This window comes from Corynebacterium sp. CMW7794 (genome assembly GCF_001563605.1).
Lineage (GTDB): Bacteria > Actinomycetota > Actinomycetes > Mycobacteriales > Mycobacteriaceae > Corynebacterium > Corynebacterium phoceense.
In genome coordinates, this window is record NZ_KQ961762.1 from 37959 (window position 1) to 56802 (window position 18844).

General features: G+C 64.3%; 18 protein-coding genes. 13 read left to right on the forward strand and 5 right to left on the reverse strand.

Translation table 11 applies throughout. The annotated features are described in order from the left end of the window. Positions 1 to 230 precede the first annotated feature (230 nt). The 5 genes from HMPREF3227_RS09525 (at position 231) to HMPREF3227_RS09545 (ending at position 3199) form a co-directional block, all read left to right on the forward strand. Positions 231 to 644, forward strand: coding sequence for an SdpI family protein (locus HMPREF3227_RS09525; RefSeq protein WP_066492676.1), 414 nt, complete (start codon positions 231 to 233; stop codon positions 642 to 644). Positions 645 to 880: 236 nt separating this feature from the next. Continuing rightward, positions 881 to 1447 (forward strand): hypothetical protein, encoded by a 567-nt coding sequence (locus tag HMPREF3227_RS09530; RefSeq protein WP_141628743.1) that lies wholly within the window; start codon positions 881 to 883, stop codon positions 1445 to 1447. A 20-nt stretch (positions 1448 to 1467) separates the two neighbouring features. Further along, positions 1468 to 1845, forward strand: a complete 378-nt coding sequence (locus tag HMPREF3227_RS09535) for a Rieske (2Fe-2S) protein (RefSeq protein ID WP_066512528.1) — start codon at positions 1468 to 1470, stop codon at positions 1843 to 1845. Between the two features lie 61 nt (positions 1846 to 1906). Next, a complete protein-coding gene (locus tag HMPREF3227_RS09540) occupies positions 1907 to 2881 on the forward strand; it encodes a bile acid:sodium symporter family protein (RefSeq protein ID WP_066512530.1) in 975 nt (324 codons plus the stop codon). Between the two features lie 6 nt (positions 2882 to 2887). Continuing rightward, complete coding sequence (locus HMPREF3227_RS09545; RefSeq protein WP_066512533.1) at positions 2888 to 3199, forward strand: hypothetical protein; 312 nt, start codon at positions 2888 to 2890, stop codon at positions 3197 to 3199. 23 nt (positions 3200 to 3222) lie between these two features. On the opposite strand, the gene HMPREF3227_RS09550 is transcribed toward HMPREF3227_RS09545, so the two are convergent. From HMPREF3227_RS09550 to HMPREF3227_RS09565, 4 genes are read right to left on the reverse strand one after another with little or no spacing between them, the layout of a single operon-like run. After that, complete coding sequence (locus HMPREF3227_RS09550; protein WP_066512536.1) at positions 3223 to 3555, reverse strand: branched-chain amino acid transporter permease; 333 nt, start codon at positions 3553 to 3555, stop codon at positions 3223 to 3225. Then, positions 3555 to 4298, reverse strand: a complete 744-nt coding sequence (locus HMPREF3227_RS09555) for an AzlC family ABC transporter permease (RefSeq protein WP_066512541.1) — start codon at positions 4296 to 4298, stop codon at positions 3555 to 3557. The genes HMPREF3227_RS09550 and HMPREF3227_RS09555 overlap by 1 nt, the downstream gene beginning before the upstream one ends. A gap of 54 nt (positions 4299 to 4352) precedes the next feature. Next, a complete protein-coding gene (locus HMPREF3227_RS09560; RefSeq protein WP_066492698.1) occupies positions 4353 to 4949 on the reverse strand; it encodes a YqgE/AlgH family protein in 597 nt (198 codons plus the stop codon). A 2-nt stretch (positions 4950 to 4951) separates the two neighbouring features. Further along, complete coding sequence (locus HMPREF3227_RS09565; RefSeq protein ID WP_066512545.1) at positions 4952 to 6418, reverse strand: CCA tRNA nucleotidyltransferase; 1467 nt, start codon at positions 6416 to 6418, stop codon at positions 4952 to 4954. Positions 6419 to 6446: 28 nt separating this feature from the next. Here HMPREF3227_RS09565 and HMPREF3227_RS09570 point away from each other — a divergent pair, with 28 nt between their 5' ends. Genes HMPREF3227_RS09570 through HMPREF3227_RS09580 form a run of 3 tightly spaced genes read left to right on the forward strand, consistent with a single transcriptional unit; the run spans position 6447 to position 12450 of the window. Further along, positions 6447 to 7064, forward strand: a complete 618-nt coding sequence (locus tag HMPREF3227_RS09570; protein WP_066492702.1) for an NUDIX hydrolase — start codon at positions 6447 to 6449, stop codon at positions 7062 to 7064. Further along, positions 7061 to 9196, forward strand: coding sequence for a DUF6049 family protein (locus HMPREF3227_RS09575; RefSeq protein ID WP_066512551.1), 2136 nt, complete (start codon positions 7061 to 7063; stop codon positions 9194 to 9196). The genes HMPREF3227_RS09570 and HMPREF3227_RS09575 overlap by 4 nt, the downstream gene beginning before the upstream one ends. Before the next feature lie 8 nt (positions 9197 to 9204). After that, positions 9205 to 12450, forward strand: coding sequence for a murein biosynthesis integral membrane protein MurJ (locus HMPREF3227_RS09580; protein ID WP_066512554.1), 3246 nt, complete (start codon positions 9205 to 9207; stop codon positions 12448 to 12450). 155 nt (positions 12451 to 12605) lie between these two features. Here the strand turns inward: HMPREF3227_RS09580 and HMPREF3227_RS09585 are convergent, their stop codons facing one another. Continuing rightward, positions 12606 to 13175: a glutamate synthase-related protein gene (locus HMPREF3227_RS09585; RefSeq protein WP_066492706.1), complete on the reverse strand. Its 570-nt coding sequence runs from the start codon at positions 13173 to 13175 to the stop codon at positions 12606 to 12608. Positions 13176 to 13305: 130 nt separating this feature from the next. Here HMPREF3227_RS09585 and HMPREF3227_RS09590 point away from each other — a divergent pair, with 130 nt between their 5' ends. The 5 genes from HMPREF3227_RS09590 (at position 13306) to trxA (ending at position 18827) form a co-directional block, all read left to right on the forward strand. Beyond that, complete coding sequence (locus HMPREF3227_RS09590) at positions 13306 to 13839, forward strand: YceI family protein (RefSeq protein WP_066512560.1); 534 nt, start codon at positions 13306 to 13308, stop codon at positions 13837 to 13839. Between the two features lie 301 nt (positions 13840 to 14140). Beyond that, positions 14141 to 16669 carry an aminopeptidase N gene (pepN, locus tag HMPREF3227_RS09595; protein ID WP_066512563.1) on the forward strand — a complete coding sequence of 843 codons (2529 nt, stop codon included), beginning with the start codon at positions 14141 to 14143 and terminating at the stop codon, positions 16667 to 16669. Between the two features lie 81 nt (positions 16670 to 16750). After that, the gene (locus HMPREF3227_RS09600) at positions 16751 to 17305 is read left to right on the forward strand and encodes an RNA polymerase sigma factor (protein WP_066512571.1); all 555 of its coding nucleotides are present in this window, start codon (positions 16751 to 16753) and stop codon (positions 17303 to 17305) included. 241 nt (positions 17306 to 17546) lie between these two features. Next, complete coding sequence (gene trxB / locus HMPREF3227_RS09605) at positions 17547 to 18467, forward strand: thioredoxin-disulfide reductase (RefSeq protein WP_066512612.1); 921 nt, start codon at positions 17547 to 17549, stop codon at positions 18465 to 18467. 30 nt (positions 18468 to 18497) lie between these two features. Next, positions 18498 to 18827, forward strand: a complete 330-nt coding sequence (gene trxA / locus HMPREF3227_RS09610; RefSeq protein WP_066512573.1) for a thioredoxin — start codon at positions 18498 to 18500, stop codon at positions 18825 to 18827. Positions 18828 to 18844: the final 17 nt, after the last annotated feature.

The following is an 18844-nucleotide window of genomic DNA, read 5'->3' on the forward strand; positions in this document are numbered from 1 at the left end:
TCACAAAGATAAAGGGAGCCTGTGGTGGGAGGCTACTCCGCATCCCCCAAGCGACCAGCCACAACGCAGCGCGGCCTCCCGAGGGAGTGAAGCAGGTCGGCCGAATTTCTATTGGTCGACATACTCATTGAGGTTACCCCACACCCATGGGAATAATGAATACATATGCGGCGAGTGTGCCCGGTGGGACGATTACGGCCGCGGGGGAGGCACCGTTTAGAATGGAGCCCATGGTTGCACTCGGAGTCATTCTCCTTATTCTCGCTGTGGCGCTCGTCGTCATCGGCGGCCTCGCTGCTGCCCGCAAGCTACCGGGCAATAACGTCATCGGACTCCGTGTCGAGGAAGCTCGCAAGTCGCGCGAGGCATGGGAGTTCGCCCACTCCGTCGCTGGCCCAGTATGGATCCTCGGTGGCGTCGCACTCCTCTTCGGTGGCCTCGTCGCGCTCATCGCCCACGGGTGGATGTGGATCATCCCCGCGCTCGGCTTCATCGTCGCCGTGCTCGCCGTCTCCGTCGGCGCCAACATGGGCGCCCGCGCCGCATTCCTCTTCGACCAGAACGAAAAGGCAAAGGAAGCCGCCGGCCCCGCAGTCGATCTCACGGCCTTGCGCCGGGCCGCCCGCAAAGCGGACAACAAGTAAACGTACACCGCGGTTCTGCCGCGGTTCTTTTTTAATCCTATAGTGGACTAAACCCATTACATCATTTGCCCAACTTTTTAATTCGTGTGCCGTCACAGTGACTAAATAAACAAGAGGCTGAGCCTGTCCGCAAAACCTAGTCTTCGTTGGTGTTCGCCAACTATTCGCCGCACGGAGTCCCCCTCACGGAGGGGTGAGACATGACAGCATCTTCTATAACAGGCACACTGGAACGCATGAAATCTTTGAGCGCGCTTCCCCTCCTCACTGCCTCTACTCTCGCTCTTGCTTCGTGCTCCTCGACCGCAGACACTTCGGACGCACCAAGTTCGGAGCCGGTGACCACCGAGATGACCGCCACCACCGAAACGTCGGCCGCTCCGCACACCTTTTCCGCCGAGACGACCTCACCGTCGGCCATGTCGAAGGGCGTCAACGTACCAGGCTTCCGTTCCAATCTCGAGCAGGCCGGATACACCTGCGATGAAGATGATGACTGCACCCGCACAGCAGACGCTGCAACGTACGAGGTCGACTTCGATTCGGACTCCGTCTCCGCAACAGTGACCGGCGCTCCCAACGATAGAGAGAAGCACATCGACGCCATTCTTTCCGATGTCGGCGTGGCCCTCGGCGAATATGACTTCGGCGAGACCTCATGGACCGAGATTAAGGAATGGACGCTCTCCAACACGGCCGCCGACGCGGCACGCGATGACGCCGAGGCAATACTGGGGAATATTCACCTCGAGGCGGAGAATGACGACGACGGCTACGGCGTGGACATTGACCTCACACCCTAACCACCCGCTAGGGTAGAGGCATGACTGTTCGATGCTCCCGCCGAGCTTTCCTCCTCGGCACTGCCACCACCTTCGCAGGCGCCTACCTGGCCGCCTGCGGTAAAGAGCCCACCGCCGAGGTAGCCGCCACCGAAATTCCTGTCGGCTCTGGCGTCATCGTCGACGGTGTTATCTTCGCCCAGCCGGAGGAAGGCGTGTTCAAGGCTTACTCCACGACGTGCCCGCACCAGCAGAACCCGATCTCCAAGATCCAGGGCGGCAACGCCATCTGCACGAAGCACATGAGCACGTTCGACCTCGCCACGGGTGAGGTCGTCTCCGGCCCTGCGCCGACCGGACTTACTGCCTTTGGCGTGGAATCTGACGGCACGACGGTAAAGAATACCGCTGCCGACTAATCTCCCAACACGTAGTTTCACGTGAAACATCGCGCCGCGGCGCCCGCGTAGACTGCAAGGCATGCTCGCACGCTTGAAAAACACCGACCCACTGATCGTCCTCATCCTCAGCGCGGTCGTTTTAGCCACCATCCTGCCCGCGCGCGGCGCCTTCGCGGACGCGTTCTCCATCGCGACGAATATCGCGATCGCGCTCCTCTTCTACCTCTACGGGGCGCGTCTTTCCACGTCTGAGGCCCTCAATGGCCTCAAGCACTGGAAGCTCCACCTCACAATTCTGGCATTCACGTTCGTCGTGTATCCGCTCGTCGGACTTGCGCTCCGACCCCTCAGTGGAGTCGTCGGCGAGGATATGTATCTAGGCATCCTGTACCTCACACTCGTGCCCTCCACGGTGCAATCCTCCGTCGCGTTCACCTCCATCGCCCGCGGCAACGTGGCGGGCGCCATCGTTTCGGCCTCACTGTCCAACCTGGCAGGCGTCCTCCTCACTCCACTGCTCGTTATGCTGTGCATGGGTGTGGGCTCCGGCATTCACATCGACTCCTCCGTCTTCGTTGACCTCGCCGTCCTGCTTCTCCTGCCCTTCTTCCTGGGTCAAATCACCCGCCGCTGGGTAGGCACGTTCGCCGCTACCAAGGGCACCAAGATCGTCGACCGTGGGTCTATCGCCATGGTTGTGTACTCCGCATTCTCCGCCAGCATTGTGGGCGGCATCTGGTCCAATATCGGAGTGTGGCAGGTGCTCTTCCTCGTCCTCTTCTCCATCGTCATGGTCGTCTTCATGCTGTGGCTCACACAGCGCGGATCCAAGCTCCTGGGCTTCGACCGCAACGACACGCGCGCCATCGAATTCTGCGGCACGAAGAAGTCACTCGCGACGGGCCTGCCCATGGCTTCGGTCATTTTCGGCGCAGGCGGCGCGCAGCTCGCCCTCCTCGTCCTGCCCCTCATGATTTTCCACCAAGTACAGCTCATGATCTGTTCATGGCTGGCCGCCCGCTACGCCCGCCAAGAAGAGACGCCGGTAAGATAGTCCACCATGAGCACCTTCCTCCACGTCCGCACCACCATGACCATCCCGCAGGTGGGCGTTGCCATCCACGTCGCCGAGCTCGAGGAGCTGTCGCCCACAACCTGCCGCATGCACCGCCTGGTTGCTCTTGCCCCCAATGACGCCGTGGTGGGCGCCGCGACTCCTAAGACCGCGCAGGGCGACGCACAAATTCCCCTCGCCGAGGTGCCGCACCCCAACACCTATGATTCCTACGAGGGCATGGAGGCCGAGCGTCTCAGCCTGGAGGACTTTGAGGCGCTGTGGGCCGAAGCCACCGCCCGCTTCCCGGAGCTCTAATACTTTTGCTCCACCCTGCGCGGCTAGAACACTAGATTCACCAGCGCCATATACGCGAGCGTGCCTCCGATAATGGAGAGCCCCGAGTTGTGGCGCCACAGGTGCAACCCCACCGTCGCCGCCACGCCGAGGAGCGCCGCGAGCAGCCCGCCGGGTGCCTCACGCTGGCCGAAGACCGTGTACACCACGAGCACCGTCATCACTCCCACGGGCATGAGCAGGCCCAGCAGGCTAATGAACTGGTTATTCTTGAAGGCCTTGACGAAGCCAAACGGCAGCCATCGAATAAGCACCGTCACCACACACACGGGCAGCAGTACGGCGAAGATGGCGCCCAGGGTCACTCCTTCTGGCATTAGTCCACCACCTGTGCGAAGCTTTCCGATGCCCCCCGTTTCCAGGTGAGTGCCGCATCGAGCCGCGGCGAGAAGAAGCGCGCAATGAGCACGAGGAAGTACGCGACAAGCGCGACCATGAGCATCTGGCCGGGAACAAGCAGTGCACAGATGAGTGCAATGATGCCGGAGATGACGGGCAGCGAGTAGTCCGGGTTGTTCTTAAAGGAGTCGAAGGCGAGCACCACGAACAGTGCGACGAGCGCGAACTCCATGCCCTGGACCGAGTCGGGAACGGCCTGGCCGGCCACCGCGCCCACGATGCCTGGCAGCACCCAGAGCGCTTGGCAGAAGATCTGAATGGTAAGCACCCGTGGCCCGGAGAACTTTTCACCGCGCGGCAGGGCGGAGACGATTGCGTAGGACTCGTCTGTGAGCGCATACGTCGAGTAGGCACGTCCCAGCACCGAACGAATAGTATCGCGGGGGAAGGTCAGGCCGTAGAAGATATGGCGGAAGTTGACCATAAAACCCGTCACGGCCGCCGCAGTCGCCGAGACACCCGAGGTAATCATGGCGACGGCAAGGAATTCCATCGAACCGGCGTAGATCACGAAGGAGAAGATGGGCGTCCACCACCACGCGAAGCCGGTCTGGACCATGAGCAGACCGAAGGCGAGGCCGAGAGGAATAAGTCCCAAGCCCACGGCCCAGGTATCAGCAAGGCCCTTCTTTATCTCTGCATGCGTGTCCACGGAATTCATGGAGCCAGCATACCAATCCCGCTACATGGCATGAACGTCCCGCAGTACGGGAATTTAATTCGCGTCGGCGCTCCGCGGGAACGTCGAGAACAGGGGGAGAGGCATGGGCTGACGCTTCATCACGTCGCCCCACAGATCGGCCGGGCCAGGCGTGAGCACGTCCTGCGCTAGCGCCGGTGCGACGTACCAATCGCCGTCCGCGATTTCCTCTTCAAGCTGACCGGGCGCCCACTCCGCGTAGCCTGCGAAGAGACGCATGCCGGCGAGGCGATCTTCGAGCTCGGAAGGCTCCGCACGCAGATCCACGAGTGCCAGACGCGGCGCGATCTTGGAGAGCACGTCATCCTCGTCGAAGGTGACGCCGGGCTGCGTCATGCCCAGGCCCAGCACGGACTGCTGGTTAAGCGGGCCGCCGATGTAGAGGGCCTGCGGCTTGGTCACGAGCGGCAGCCACTCGGGCAGCACGTTGAAGACGGCGACCTCGGAGCGTTGGGTGAGCACGACGCCGAAGGTCATCTCCGCGTTGTGCTCGAGGATGAGCACGACGGAGCGCGCGAACTCGGAAGAGCGCATGCCGGGCGCGGCGATGAGGAGTTGGCCGCGCGCAGGCTCGTTGCGTTCGAGGGCCTTAAACAGTCGGTCGGCGTACATAACTATCTAGATTCCCACCACTCGCGCAGCTTCGCAATCGCAACCTCGTGCTCGAGGGGACCTTCCTCGAGGCGCAGCTCCTTCATAAAGCTCCACGCCTCGCCGACCTCGGGGCCCGGCTTCAAGTCGAGGATCTCCATAATCTCGTTGCCGTCCAGGTCGGGGCGCACGCGCGCCAAGTCTTCCTTCGCGGCGATCTCCGCGATGCGCTCCTCGAGCAGGTCGTACGTCCGCGCGAGGCGCGCGGCCTTCTTCTTGTTGCGCGTCGTGCAGTCCGCGCGCGTGAGCTTGTGCAGGCGGGGGAGAAGCTCGCCCGCGTCCGTGACGTAGCGGCGCACGGCGGAGTCCGTCCACGAGTCGCCATCGAAGCCGTGGAAGCGCATGTGCAGGTAGATGAGCTGCGCAATGTCCTCGGTCACGTGCTTGGGGTACTTGAGCTTGCGCAGGCGCTTGCGCGCGAGCTTGGCACCCACGACCTCGTGGTGGTGGAAGCTCACCTTGCCGTCCGTCGTATCGCGCGTGGCGGGCTTGCCAATGTCGTGGAGGAGCGCGGCCCAGCGCAGCACGAGGTCCGGGCCATCTTCTTCCTGGTCGATGGCCTGGCGCAACACCTTGAGCGAGTGGGCGTAGACATCCTTGTGCTGCGCGTGCTCGTCCGGCTCCATGGCAATGGCGGGGATTTCCGGGAAGACGTAGTCCGCGATGCCGGAGGAGCAAAGCAAGTCGATACCGCGTTCCGGCAGCGAGCCGAGCATGAGCTTGTCCAACTCCACCTGGACGCGCTCGACGGTGATGCGCTGGATCTCGCCGGCCATGTCCTTCATGGCTTTAAGCACGCGCGGGGCGACGTCGAACTCGAGCTGGGAGGCGAAGCGCGCGGCACGGAGCATGCGCAGCGGATCGTCGTGGAAGGACTGCTCCGGCGCGGCCGGAGTGTCGAGGACGCGTGCGGCCAAGTCACCGAGGCCGCCCATCGGGTCGTGGAACTCCGGCCCGTCGCTGCGCAGCTCAACCGCCATGGCGTTAACTTTGAAGTCCCGGCGCGTGAGGTCGCCCTCGAGCGTGTCGCCGTACGCGACCTCGGGGTTGCGCGAGTCCCCGTCATAGACGTCGGAGCGGAAGGTGGTGATTTCGATCTGCTGGCCCTTGTACGCCGCAGACACCGTGCCGTAGTCGATGCCCGTGTCCCACACGGTCTCGGCCCAGTCGTCAAGGATGGCCTGCACCACGTCCGGGCGCGCCGGCGTGGTGAAGTCCAAGTCATGGCCCAGGCGGCCGAGCGCGGCGTCGCGCACGGAGCCGCCCACGAGGTAGAGCGCGTGGCCGGACTCCTCGAAGCGAGCGATGAGCCCCTCGAGCAGCGGGTAGAGCTCGCGTACCGCGGCGTCTGCCCGCGCGAGGACGCCCAGGCGTTCCGGCGAGGCGGGATCCGTACGGTCGGTGCTGTCCTGGGTGTCCTGAAAATTCACGCGGCCAAGTCTACTACGATAAGTGGCGATGACTAACCGAAATGAAGGCACCAAACCCGCACCGCGCAGGCGTCGCCGCCGCCGGCGTACCGACGGGCGTGCCAAGCGCGCGCAACAGCAGCAACGCCAGCAGTCGCGCTCGATGGAAACCCGGGACGAAACGTCCGCGGGCGGCCTCGTTGTCTCCGGATTGCCGGAGGCCGTGCAGGCTGACGGTTCGGTGGATCTCGCCCAGGTCTACGTCGCGCTCATCGGGCGCCTCGACCGCCGCGGCCGCCTCCTGTGGTCCATGCCCAAAGGCCACGTCGAGGCCGACGAGGACAAGCGCGCGACCGCCGAGCGCGAGGTCTGGGAAGAAACCGGTATCCACGGCGAGGTCTTCGCGGACCTCGGCGAGATCGACTACTGGTTCGTCTCAGACGGCGTGCGCATCCATAAGACGGTGCACCATTATCTCTTGCGGTTCCGCGACGGCATCCTCAATGACGAGGATCCGGAGGTCACCGAAGTCTCCTGGATCCCTGTGTCCCAACTCATTGAGCATTTGGCGTACGCGGACGAGCGCAAGCTCGCGCGTATCGCCCACGATCTGCTTCCTGACTTAGCCCGCGCAGACAAGGAAGCAGGGAAGGCCACGCCGCGTTGAGGCGCGCCGCTGTAGTCGCAGTCGCCGCCTCCGTCGCGCTCCTCACGGCGCCCGCCCAGGCCGCGCCGACGCTCGATGACGCAGCCTGGGAGAGCGTCCGCACTCCGCAGATCGCCGAGCTCAGCGTCACGGAGATCTCCGCGCCGCGCCGCGGGGAGGATCTCCACGTCACCCTCGAGATCGTCAATACCTCTGACACCACGATGACGGATCTCCAGGTCACCACCCGGCGCGGGGACCGCGTCTCCACCGTCGACGCAGGCCGCTCAGAGCTCGCCACCGGCCAGTTCCCTTACTTCGCGGCCACCGCCGCACCCGCGGACCTGGAACCGGGGGAGCGCACCACGGTCGAGCTCCGCGTGCCCACGGGCCTCAATGATCAGGGCACCCTGGCCCTGGACGAGGACGGCGTCTACCCGCTCATGTTCGCGCTCACCGGCTTCCAGGACGGGGCGGCGCATGCGCTTGCCGATGACCGCCTCCTCCTTCCCGTCGGCGACTCCAAGGCCAAAGATTCCCTCACGGTCCTCTATCCGCTCACCGCGACCGTGGACATCGTGCCGGGCGAGACCGGCGGCGAGTCGCTCATCCTCCAGTCCGAGCAGCTCGCGGGCCAGCTCGGCCCCGAGGGGCGCCTTACCCGACTCGTCGACACGTACCTCGACCACAACCAGCCCGGTTGCGTCGTGCTCGACCCTGCGCTCGTCGACGTTGCGTCGCGTATGGCGGACGGCTACACCGTGGCGAGTAACCGGCCGTCCATCGTGAAGAAGCCACAGCGCCTGCGCGACTCCTGGGGCTCGACCAACGACACCGCGGGCGTCGAAGGCACCGGCTCCGCCGCGGCGCAGGCCTTTCTGGACAAACTGAAGAAGCTCGACTGTATCAGCACCATGCCGTGGGCCAACGCGGACCAGAACGCCGCGGCGAAAACCCGCAACGCGTGGCTCCTCCACGAGGCCGTCGCCCGCGGCAACGAGACCATCGAGGACACCCTAGGCATAACGCCTACCACTATCCTTGTGCCCGGCAACGGCTACGTCACCTCGGATTTCACGACGAATGCCCCCTACGCGGACCTGGGCACGCCCACCGTCCTCGTCGCGGACAATACGACGGTCACGGGCAGCGAGCACTACGCGACGTATAACGCCTCGCTCGCCTCGCTGCTCGCCGCCACCGGCTCGCGCCCGGAGACCACCGCGTACTCCAACCCGGCACTGCGCTACGACTTTGCTGCCGATGCCCCCGCCTCCCGCGCGCTCAGCGCCGCCGCCGGCATCCGCCTCGCGCGCACCGAGCACGCCGCCCCAGAAGCCGATAAAGATGCACCCCTCGTGGCCAAGCTGCCCAACCAACTCGATCCGGCCGCCGCTGCGGCGGTCCTCGATGAGCTCGCGCAGGGCGCGGCCGAAGGGGGCATCGGCAAGCTGGGCGCGGCAGAGACAAACAACCAGCCGGGCAGCCCCTACGCGGACCCCGCGGCGCTGAGCGGGCCCGAGATTCTGCTTGCCGAGCAACAAGCGCGGTACGCGGATGAGCTCATGCTCATCATGGTCAATGATCCGAATATCGCGCTCACGCGCTACGGATTTACGCTGCCGCTACGCCGCGACCTGCTCATGGCGTTGAGTCTCAACGATCGCCAGACGGCCTCCGGCTACCAGGACGCAATCGTGCGCTCGACACGCCGCTTCGAGGCGAACTCGGAGCAGCTGCAGGAGCTGCGCGCCTCCGTCTCGCTCATTCCGCCGGGCAACGTCTATACGCGATCTTCGCAATCGTCGCCGCTGCTCATCGTCGCGGAGAACTCGCTGCCACTGCCCGTCGAGGCCCACATTAAATATGAAGGCCCTGAGTCCGCGTCCCTCAACACGCCAGAGACGCTGCGGGTGCCCGCCAAGGGTTCTATTACGGTATCGATGACGGCCGACCTGCCGACTGACCGCAGGACAGACCTCCGCCTGTGGCTCGCGACGCCTGACGGCGCGACCATCTCGCAGCCTGTCACCATTGCGGTACAGACCAGGGGCGGTATGTTAAGTGTTTACGGCCTGGGCGGTCTCGTCGCCCTGCTCGCGCTGGGCGCGCTCGCCGTGCGCCTGCGCCGGGCCTCGCATAAGAAGAAGTAGAGCTCTTTATGACATCTCAAGAACCCGCTGGCTTGCGTTCGCGCATTGTCCAACCCACTCCGCCGGCGCCCGTGCCGGTGCCACGCGCCCAACCTGAGCCCGAGCCCACGCCCGCCGAGCCGGACAAGTCGCACCTCCAGGGCGAAAACTACGTGCCGGCATCCGCTGGAGCGTCTGCCGAAAATTCAGAAGGCACCTCTGACGCCGACGTCGTCCGCGCCGGCGGCTCCATGGCCATCGCGACGCTCATCTCGCGCATCACGGGCTTCCTGCGCACCGTGCTCATTTCCTCGACGCTGGGCGCGGCCATCGCATCCGCGTTCCAGACGGCGAACCAGATTCCGAACCTCGTCACCGAGATCGTCCTCGGTGCGGTGCTCACCTCGCTCGTCGTCCCGGTCCTTGTACGCGCGGAGAAGGAAGACCCCGACCGCGGTGAGGAATTCGTGCGACGATTATTCACGCTCGCCGCCTCGCTCCTCGGCGTGGTGACCATCCTCTCCGTCGTGGGCGCGCCGCTACTCACGCGCATGATGATCAAATCGGACGGCATGGTCAACGTCGACCAAGCAACGTCCATGGCGTATCTGCTGCTCCCACAGATCTTCTTCTACGGCCTGTTCGCTCTCTTCCAGGCCATCCTCAATACGAAGAATATCTTTGCGCCCGGCGCGTGGGCCCCGGTCATCAACAACGTCATTTCCATCGCGGTGCTCCTGGCGTACTGGTTCCTGCCTGGCGAGCTCAACCCCGCCGCGCCCTCGCCAGTCACGGACCCGCACATCCTGCTCCTTGGCCTCGGCACCACGGCTGGCGTCGTAATCCAATGCCTCATCCTTGTTCCGTACCTGCACCGCGCGGGCATTAACCTCACACCCCTGTGGGGCATCGACGCCCGCCTCAAGCAGTTCGGCTCCATGGCCATCGCGATTATCGCGTACGTCGCCATCTCCCAGGCTGGCTACGTCGTGACCTCACAGATCGCGTCCATCTCCTCTGAAGCCGCGAACGTCATCTACCAGAACCACTGGCTGCTGCTCCAGGTGCCCTACGGCGTCATCGGCGTCACCCTCCTCACGGCGATTATGCCGCGCCTGTCCCGCAACGCCGCGGACGGCGACTCGGACGCCGTGGTCCGCGACCTCACGCTGGGCACGAAGCTCACCTTCATTGCGCTTATCCCTATCGTCGTCTTCTTCACCGGCTTCGGCGTGCCCATCGCTCAGGGTCTCTTCGGCTACGGCCGCTTCACCATGGACGAGGCCGAAATCCTCGGTCTCACGCTGTCCTTCTCCGCGTTCACGCTCATCCCGTACGCCCTCGTTCTACTCCACCTGCGCGTATTCTATGCCCGCGAAGAAGCCTGGACGCCGACCTTCATCATCGCGGGCATCACCATTACCAAGGTCGTTCTCTCCCTGCTCGCCGTACGCGTGGCGAGCTCCCCGGACAACGTAGTCGTCCTCCTCGGTACCGCCAACGGCTTTGGCTTCGTCGCCGGCGCCGTCATCGGCGCGTTCCTCCTCAAGAGACACTTGGGCTCGCTGGGCGGGCGCGAAGTCACGAGTACTACCGTGTGGTCCGCCGGCGCGGGCGTCGTGGGCCTGCTCGTCGCTCTCGCCTTCAACTGGCTCCTGGACTTTGTCATCCCCGAGGTCCCCAGCCTCTTCATCCTCGTGCGCGTGAGCCTGTCCGGCATCGTCTTCCTCATCGTCACCGGCCTCGTCTTGTCCCGCTCCGGCCTGCCGGAGGTCCTCAACCTGGGCCGCGCGCTCCAGCGCGTCCCGGGCATGAGCCGCTTCATCAACATCAAGCCGGACGCCGGTATTCAGGTCGAGCAACCCGAACAGGCGGAAATCCAGCCGCTTGTCGCCTTCGACGCCTTCAACTCCTCGCCGGTCCCGCCGCCGATGTCCGCCGGTATCGTCCGTGGCCCCGCCCTCGTGCCGGGTGCCCCGGTCTCTGACGGCCGCTTCCGCCTGCTCAAGGAGCACGGCTCCGTGCCGGGCGCGCGCTTCTGGCAGGCTCGCGAACAAGAGACCGGCCGTATGGTGGCGCTCACCTTCGTCGACACCACGAACCGCGCGCCGCTGGCAGCGGCCACCCCGGCCGAGGTGGCCAAGCGCTCCGCCGAGGTCGCGCGCTCCACGCGCAAGCTCGCGGAGATGAACCTGCCCACCGTCGCGGACAATATTGAAATCCTGTCCTACCGCAACGGCGGACTCGTGGTTGCGGACTGGATCGAGGGCACCGAGCTCAAGGCCGTCGCCGAGGCCGGCAACCTCGACTCCCGCGCCGTGGCTCACGCGCTCGCACCCGTGCTTGCCGATGCCGCCGCGGCCCACGCCGCCGGTCTTGCCTACGGCGTGGACAATCGCGCGCGCTTCCGCGTCGCCACGGATGGCGTGGTCCGCCTTGCCTTCCCAGGCGTGCTTAATAACGCGTCGGAGGAATCCGACCACGCGGCGCTCACGTCCGCGATTTCCACTCTCGCGCATGCCGCCAGCCCGGCCCCGCAGGCGCTCATTGATTTGGGCGAGTCTGAGGCACCGCTCGTGTTCATCGCGGACCAGCTCCGCGAATTAGGAGGCGACGCGGAGGATGCTCCGGAGGAAGAGCCGCTGCCCATCTCCGAGCCTGAGATCATCGTCGAAGACGAGGAACCGGGCTTCGGCTCCCGCGGCTACTCGCGCTCCGGCGTCTTCCTCCTCGGCACGCTGGCGACCGCCTTCGTGGTGGGCATGGCTGCGCTCACCGTATGGATCATCTCGCTCATCGGCGGCGACGAGCCCGAGACTCCTGTCACGCTCTCTGCACCCACGACGACCGCTGTGTCCGGCCCCGCGCTCGTGCTCACGCCAGCTGGCGCCGTAGACGTGGCCTCTGGCAAGGAGACGACCGCGCTCACCGATGACTCCTCGAAGACGACGTGGACGACGTCCAAGGCCGATACCGGGGTGCTCCTCGAGTTGTCCCAGCCCTCCCAGCTGCGCGACGTGGTCTTCTCCCAGTCCAAGTCCACGGGCGCCGAGTACCGCGTCTTCGGCGTCACGGGCACCCCGGACCCCGCGTCGCTCGATGCTGACTCGAAGGAACTCACCGAGCTCGCCAGCGGCAAGCTCAAGTCCGCCAAGGACCACGTCGATCTGGACGAGCTGCCGGAAAAATTCGACGGCGTCCTCATCTGGTTCGACTCCCTGCCCAAGGCAGACAAGGTGACGCTCACTGACGTCCTCGTCACTGGCCGACCGTAATTCCTCCGGCGGACCCACACATATCCCTTCCGGACATATAGTGGCTCTCCGCCCAGAGCCACGAAAGCCCTATATGTCCGGAACGTACATCCGGGCACACACAAAAGCGCACTCCATGCGGAGTGCGCTTTCTGCGTTTTCTGGGATGTGGTGGCTTAGTTGGTTGCGCGCGGGTGCTTGCGGTGCAGGGCGGTAAAGGCGGTGGCGTCGGCACACTCCCAGATGCGCTGCCAGCGCTCGGAGACCTCACCGGTAAGCAGGGCGCCCGGCTCGAGCCAGTCATAGAGCTCGCCGTAGGACGTCGCATGCGCGGGGTCCACGCGGTGGAAGACATGCTCGGGACCCAAGTCCTGGAAGGAGGACAGGCCCATGGAGGCGAGGATGCGCTTGGCGGAGCGCACCACACCGTTGTGGTAGTTCGCCACGCGCTGGCCCTTGTCGTCCACGTCAACGCCGCGGGCAAGCCACGGATTCTGGGTCGCCACACCGCTCGGGCACATGTTGGTATTGCACTTCTGTGCCTGGACGCAGCCGGTGGCCATCATCATGCCGCGCGCGGAGTTCGTGAAGTCCGCGCCGAGCGCGATGCGGCGCACGACGTCCGCGCCGCCAGCAATCTTGCCGGAGGCACCGATGGCCACCTTGTCGCGCAGGCCCGTACCTACGAGCGCGTTGCGGGTGCCGAAACGCAGCCGCCGCGACGGAAATTTAGGAAATATATTCACCGGATCCTTGCAGGCGGTGATGCGTTTTCGCACATAGTAAAAGAAAATGACTTGAAGCTTGAAGTCATTGGGGTACTATGAGTGATACATCAACAAACGAACTGACTACTTATATCAAGGAGAAACAATCATGACTGTTAACGCAGGCACCTACACCCTGGATCCGGCCCACACCAACATCGGCTTTATCGCTCGCCACGCCATGGTCACCAAGGTCCGCGGCAAGTTCGAAGAGTTCGAGGGCACCATTAACGTTGCCGAGAACATCAACGAGTCCTCTGCAGACGTCACCATCAAGACCGCTTCCATCAGCACCGGCAATGAGGACCGCGACGGCCACGTCAAGGGCGACGACTTCTTCGCCGTTGAGCAGTACCCGGAGCTGACCTTCAAGGCCACCACGTTCAACGTTGACGAGTCCGGCGAGGGCACCGTCGAGGGCGAGCTCACCATCAAGGGCACCACCAAGCCGGTCACCCTCAAGGTTGAGGATGCGGGCGTCGCCGAGGATCCGTTCGGCAACACCCGCTTCGGCTTCGAGGCCACCACGAAGATCAACCGTCTCGACTACGGCATCGACTTCAACGCTCCGCTGAAGACCGGCGGCGTCCTAGTGTCCGAAGAAATCAAGATCGTCCTCGAGGTCTCTGCCATCAAGCAGTAGTTCTTCAGAAATCCGGCGCTGGGGCGCGCCCCATCGCCCCCTTCCTTCCTGACGCCGTATCCGTCTCCTCGCGAGGCGGGATACGGCGTTTTTCGTATTACCCGCACACAACTCCACCCACACACAACAACTAATAAACAACTTTCAACTACTATATTCTTTCTTTGAACAGCACTTTTACTGCGATTATGACGTACGGTAACGAAAATGGTCGCGATAGTTGTTGGGGAGTTGTTTGAAACAACTCAGACAAGAGACCTTATCTCGGGACGCAGGTCGGTGGCGCTAATAAGATGGCACCATGACTACTGCACGCACCTCCGGCAACCTCTCCCAGGCAGAGGCCGCGGCCCGCACCGCCGCGCTCGACATTCACAGTTACAACCTGCACCTCGACCTCAGCCAGGCCGCGCAGGCCAGCGAGTTTAACGTCCGTTCCACCATCCGGCTCGTGACCAGCGATACGGAGTTCTTCGTGGATTACCTGGGCAACTCCGTCGAGGAGGTCCTCGTCAACGGGAAGGCCGTGGACGGCGGCTTCGATGGTGCGCGCATCTACCTCACCGGCGTGCCGGTAGGGGAGGAGGTCACCGTGGAGATCGCTGGTACCTCCGCGTACTCGCGCACGGGCCAAGGCCTACACCGCATGGAGGACACCGCGGACGGCAACGTCTACCTCTACTCCCACCTCGAGCCTTCCGATGCCCGGCGTATCTTCCCATGCGTTGATCAACCGGACCTCAAGGCCGTCTTCCACACGACGATGGTGGCGCCGGCCGGCTGGGCCGTGCTCTCCAATCAGCCGGAGATGACCCGCGCTGAGCATGATGGCGCGGTCACCGTCGACTTCGCGCCCACGCCCAAGCTGTCGACGTACCTCACATCGTTTGCCGCAGGTCCGTACGTATCGAAGCACAAGACGTGGACGTCCCAGGACGGCGCGGTGACCTCGGAGCTCGGTGCCTGGGCACGCGCGTCCATGGCGGAGTACCTCGACGACGAAATCCTCGAGCTCACCGCGCAGGGCATGGACTTCTTCCACAAGAACTACGGCTACCCGTACCCGTGGGGAAAGTACGACTCCATCTTCGTTCCGGAATACAACCTCGGCGCGATGGAGAACCCGGGCCTGGTGACCTTCACGGAACGCTACCTCTTCCGCTCCCACGCCACGCGTCCGCAGCGCACGGGCCGCGCAAACACCATCCTCCACGAGATGAGCCACATGTGGTTCGGCGATCTGGTCACGCCGCGCTGGTGGGACGATCTGTGGCTCAAGGAATCCTTCGCGGAGTTCATGGGCGCCGACGCCTCGATCCACGCCACGGAGTACCAGGAGGCGTGGACGGCATTCGCCGGCACGCGTAAGAACTGGGCGTACACGCAAGACCAGCTGCCCACAACGCACCCCATCAAGGCCGAGATCCCGGACGTCGACGCCGCGCGCCAGAACTTTGACGGCATCACCTATGCCAAGGGTGCGGCAGTCCTCAAGCAGCTCGTCCACTACATCGGCCGCGAGAACTTCTACGCCGGCGCGCGCGACTACTTCCAGAAGCACGCGTTTAGCGCCGCGACCTTCGAGGACTTGCTCGAGGCATTGAAGAAGCACACGGACCGCGACCTCGACGCCTGGGCGGACGCATGGCTGCGCACCTCCGGTCCGGACACGCTCACCCCGGTCATCGAGGACGGCACGCTCTACATCGACGCGGAGGCTGCCGATACCCTCCGCCCGCACCGTCTCACCGTCTCCTTCTACTCGGCAGGACTCGAGCTGGTGGAGTCCCGCGACGTAGACCTGACAGGCGAACCGCGCACGGAGGTCGGCACGGCGGCGGGCCCGCTCGTGGTGCTCAACGACGGCGACCACACGTATGCCAAGGTCCGCTTCGATGAACAGTCACTCGGTATCCTGCGAAAGCAGCTGTCGAAGATCGAGGACGAGCTCACGCGCGCCGTCGTGTGGACTGCCCTGTGGCAGGCTACGCGCGACGGTGAGTGGCCAGCCCGCGAATACGTGGGTACGGTTCTCGACCACGCCGCGGCCGAGACCGACCCGGGGCTCATGACCACTGCTTTCGCCAACGCGCAGTACGCGGTCGCACACTACCTCGACACGGACGCAGACCGCGCGCACTTTGCGGACGCCCTGTGGGATCTGCTCCAGGCCGCCGAGCCGGGCTCCGATGCCCAGCTCATCCTCGCCCGCGCGGCCATCACGGCGCTCGGTGCCACCCCGGACGCCTCCGGCGCGGAACGCCTGCGCACGGTGCTCAATGGGGGCATCGGCAAGCTCCGGCTCGACCCGGACGTGCGCTGGGCGGTCTTCGCGGCGCTCGCCGCGCGCGACGCCACGACGGATGCGGAGCTCGACGCCGAGCTTGAGCGCGACAACACGCTCACGGGCGTTGCGGCGCACCTCGGCGCGCGTCACGCGTTCCCCGAGCGCAAGCGTGCGGCTTTCGACCTCGTGCGCGAGCCCGGCAAGCACTCGAATGCGCAGGTCGACACGCTCATCGACGCTTTCCACGCCCCGCACGGGGACCGCGACGCGTTCGCGGGTGAGTTCTTCGAGGTACTCGATGCGCTGTGGGCCGAGCACCCCATCGAGATCGGCAACCGCCTGGTCCGCGGGCTCTACCCGGAGACACCGGAGACGCTCGAGCGCACCGATAAGGTGCTCGCCGGCGACATCCCGGGCGCGCTGCGCCGCGTGCTCCTCGAGTGCCAAGATGGCCTTGCAAGGACGCTCCGCGGGAAAAAATTCTCACGCCCAGTAAGGCATAATTCCTGCATAGAGACAGTATCTTTTGGGTGCCACATATAGTGTGCAGTCTCCCGGTGGCGCCGTCACAACCCCTCGGTTGGAATGGATTACACATCCAGTTTCAATCGGGGGGTTGACTTCATGTCGCACCAAGAATCCACGCCAGAACTATCAGACGACCAGCTCATCGAGGCCTTCCTCGAGGGCGATGACAAGGCCTTCGGGCACATCTTTCACCGGCACCGCCAGCGGCTCACGTACGTCGCGCGGAAGTACACGCACAATGACACGGACGCCCAGGACATTGTCCAGGAGGCGTTCCTCAAGGCCTCCACTGCGCTCGAGCGCTACCGCGGGGACGCGCAACTGGGCACCTGGTTGCACCGTCTTGTCATGAATGTTGGCTTCGATTTCCTCAACCATCGCGCTAACCGCGAGAATCCCTCTCTCGATACCGGGGGCTTCGATCCGGACCGCAATCCGGCGCTCGCCTACGAGCATGCGCTCGACACCCAGCTCATGGTCCGCGAGGCGCTCGCTCGGCTAGGGGAGGCGCAGCGCGTGGCACTCTATCTCACGGAAATCGAAGGGCTCTCGCTTGCCGATGCCGCCGCGGCGCAGGGAGTGCGCACCGGGACCATCAAGTCCCGCCGGGCGCGCGCCAAGGAGACACTGCGATCCGTCATGGCGGACTGATTCGTCCCGGTTGGTCCTTCTAGGTTGGTCACAGTTCAACAACAGCACGTCAACACGTACGTGCTGGGTTTCCTGGGTACGGGAATCTCCGAGTAGGATCATGGCGTTAAGAGTCATGCAACGACATAACTTATAAAGGAGACGTGCAGTGACCATCCCCGGTGCGAACAACCCCGGCCTCATCAACCTCGGCGATACGACCGCCGAGCCGGAAGCGACCGAGACCCCGTCTGCAGACGCCATCCACGACGTCATCGTCGTCGGCTCCGGCCCTGCCGGCTACACCGCAGCTCTCTACGCAGCCCGCGCCGAGCTCAAGCCCATCGTCTTCGAGGGTTACGAGTACGGCGGCGAGCTCATGAACACCACCGAGGTGGAGAACTACCCCGGCTTCCAGAAGGGCATCATGGGCCCTGAGCTCATGGAAGAGATGCGCGCCCAAGCCATCCGTTTTGGTGCTGACCTGCGCATGGACCTCGTCGACTCCGTCGAGCTCGAGGGCGATATCAAGCGCGTCCACGTGGGCGACGATGTCTTCCAGGCCCGCACCGTCATCCTCGCCACTGGCGCCGCACCGCGTTACCTGGGCATTCCGGGCGAGGCCGAGCTCTCCGGCCGTGGTGTCTCCGCCTGCGCGACCTGCGACGGCTTCTTCTTCAAGGGCCACAACATCGCAGTCGTGGGTGGCGGCGACTCCGCCATGGAGGAAGCCACCTTCCTCACCAAGTTCGCCGAGACCGTGACTATTATTCACCGCCGCGAGGAGTTCCGCGCCTCGAAGATCATGCTCGAGCGCGCGAGGGCCAATCCGCAGATCAAGTGGGCAACGAATAAGACAGTGGAACGCGTCCTCGAAGGCGACGGCAAGGTTGCTGGCCTCGAGCTCAAGGACACCATCACCGGTGAGACCTCACAGCTCGACGTCACCGCCATGTTCGTTGCCATCGGCCACGACCCGCGCTCCGCATTCCTCGACGGCCAGGTGGAACTCAACCCTGAGGGCTACGTTGTCGTCAACCAGCCGGGCACCGCGACCAGTATCCCGGGCGTCTTCGCCTGCGGCGACTTGGTCGACGACCACTACCAGCAGGCCATCACCGCCGCTGGTTCCGGCTGCCGCGCCGCCATCGACGCTGAACATTACCTGGCTGATCGGGCCTAATCACCTTCCATTTTCCTAAGGAGAGCACCCATGTCCAACGTGAAGAACGTCACCACGCAGTCCTTCCGCACCGACGTCGTCGAGGCATCCGCCAACAAGCCCGTTGTCGTTGACTTCTGGGCCGAGTGGTGTGGCCCGTGCAAGAAGCTGTCCCCGTTGCTCGACGAAATCGCTGGTGAGCTGGGTGACGAGGCCGAGATCGTCAAGGTCAACGTCGATGAGGAGCGCACCCTGGGCGGCATGTTCCAGATCATGTCCATCCCGTCCGTGCTCATTTTCCGCAACGGCGAAAAGGTCGACGAATTCGTTGGACTTCAGCCGAAGAACGCCATCGTGGCAAAGATTCAGAAGGCCGTCTAACTGATACTGTTGTGAAC

Coding starts and splice junctions, on each gene's coding strand:
- HMPREF3227_RS09525 (WP_066492676.1), top strand. CDS start 231: ATGGTTGCACTCGGAGTCATTCTCCTTATTCTCGCTGTGGCGCTCGTC.
- HMPREF3227_RS09530 (WP_141628743.1), top strand. CDS start 881: ATGAAATCTTTGAGCGCGCTTCCCCTCCTCACTGCCTCTACTCTCGCT.
- HMPREF3227_RS09535 (WP_066512528.1), top strand. CDS start 1,468: ATGACTGTTCGATGCTCCCGCCGAGCTTTCCTCCTCGGCACTGCCACC.
- HMPREF3227_RS09540 (WP_066512530.1), top strand. CDS start 1,907: ATGCTCGCACGCTTGAAAAACACCGACCCACTGATCGTCCTCATCCTC.
- HMPREF3227_RS09545 (WP_066512533.1), top strand. CDS start 2,888: ATGAGCACCTTCCTCCACGTCCGCACCACCATGACCATCCCGCAGGTG.
- HMPREF3227_RS09550 (WP_066512536.1), bottom strand. CDS start 3,555: ATGCCAGAAGGAGTGACCCTGGGCGCCATCTTCGCCGTACTGCTGCCC.
- HMPREF3227_RS09555 (WP_066512541.1), bottom strand. CDS start 4,298: ATGAATTCCGTGGACACGCATGCAGAGATAAAGAAGGGCCTTGCTGAT.
- HMPREF3227_RS09560 (WP_066492698.1), bottom strand. CDS start 4,949: ATGTACGCCGACCGACTGTTTAAGGCCCTCGAACGCAACGAGCCTGCG.
- HMPREF3227_RS09570 (WP_066492702.1), top strand. CDS start 6,447: ATGACTAACCGAAATGAAGGCACCAAACCCGCACCGCGCAGGCGTCGC.
- HMPREF3227_RS09580 (WP_066512554.1), top strand. CDS start 9,205: ATGACATCTCAAGAACCCGCTGGCTTGCGTTCGCGCATTGTCCAACCC.
- HMPREF3227_RS09590 (WP_066512560.1), top strand. CDS start 13,306: ATGACTGTTAACGCAGGCACCTACACCCTGGATCCGGCCCACACCAAC.
- pepN (WP_066512563.1), top strand. CDS start 14,141: ATGACTACTGCACGCACCTCCGGCAACCTCTCCCAGGCAGAGGCCGCG.
- HMPREF3227_RS09600 (WP_066512571.1), top strand. CDS start 16,751: ATGTCGCACCAAGAATCCACGCCAGAACTATCAGACGACCAGCTCATC.
- trxA (WP_066512573.1), top strand. CDS start 18,498: ATGTCCAACGTGAAGAACGTCACCACGCAGTCCTTCCGCACCGACGTC.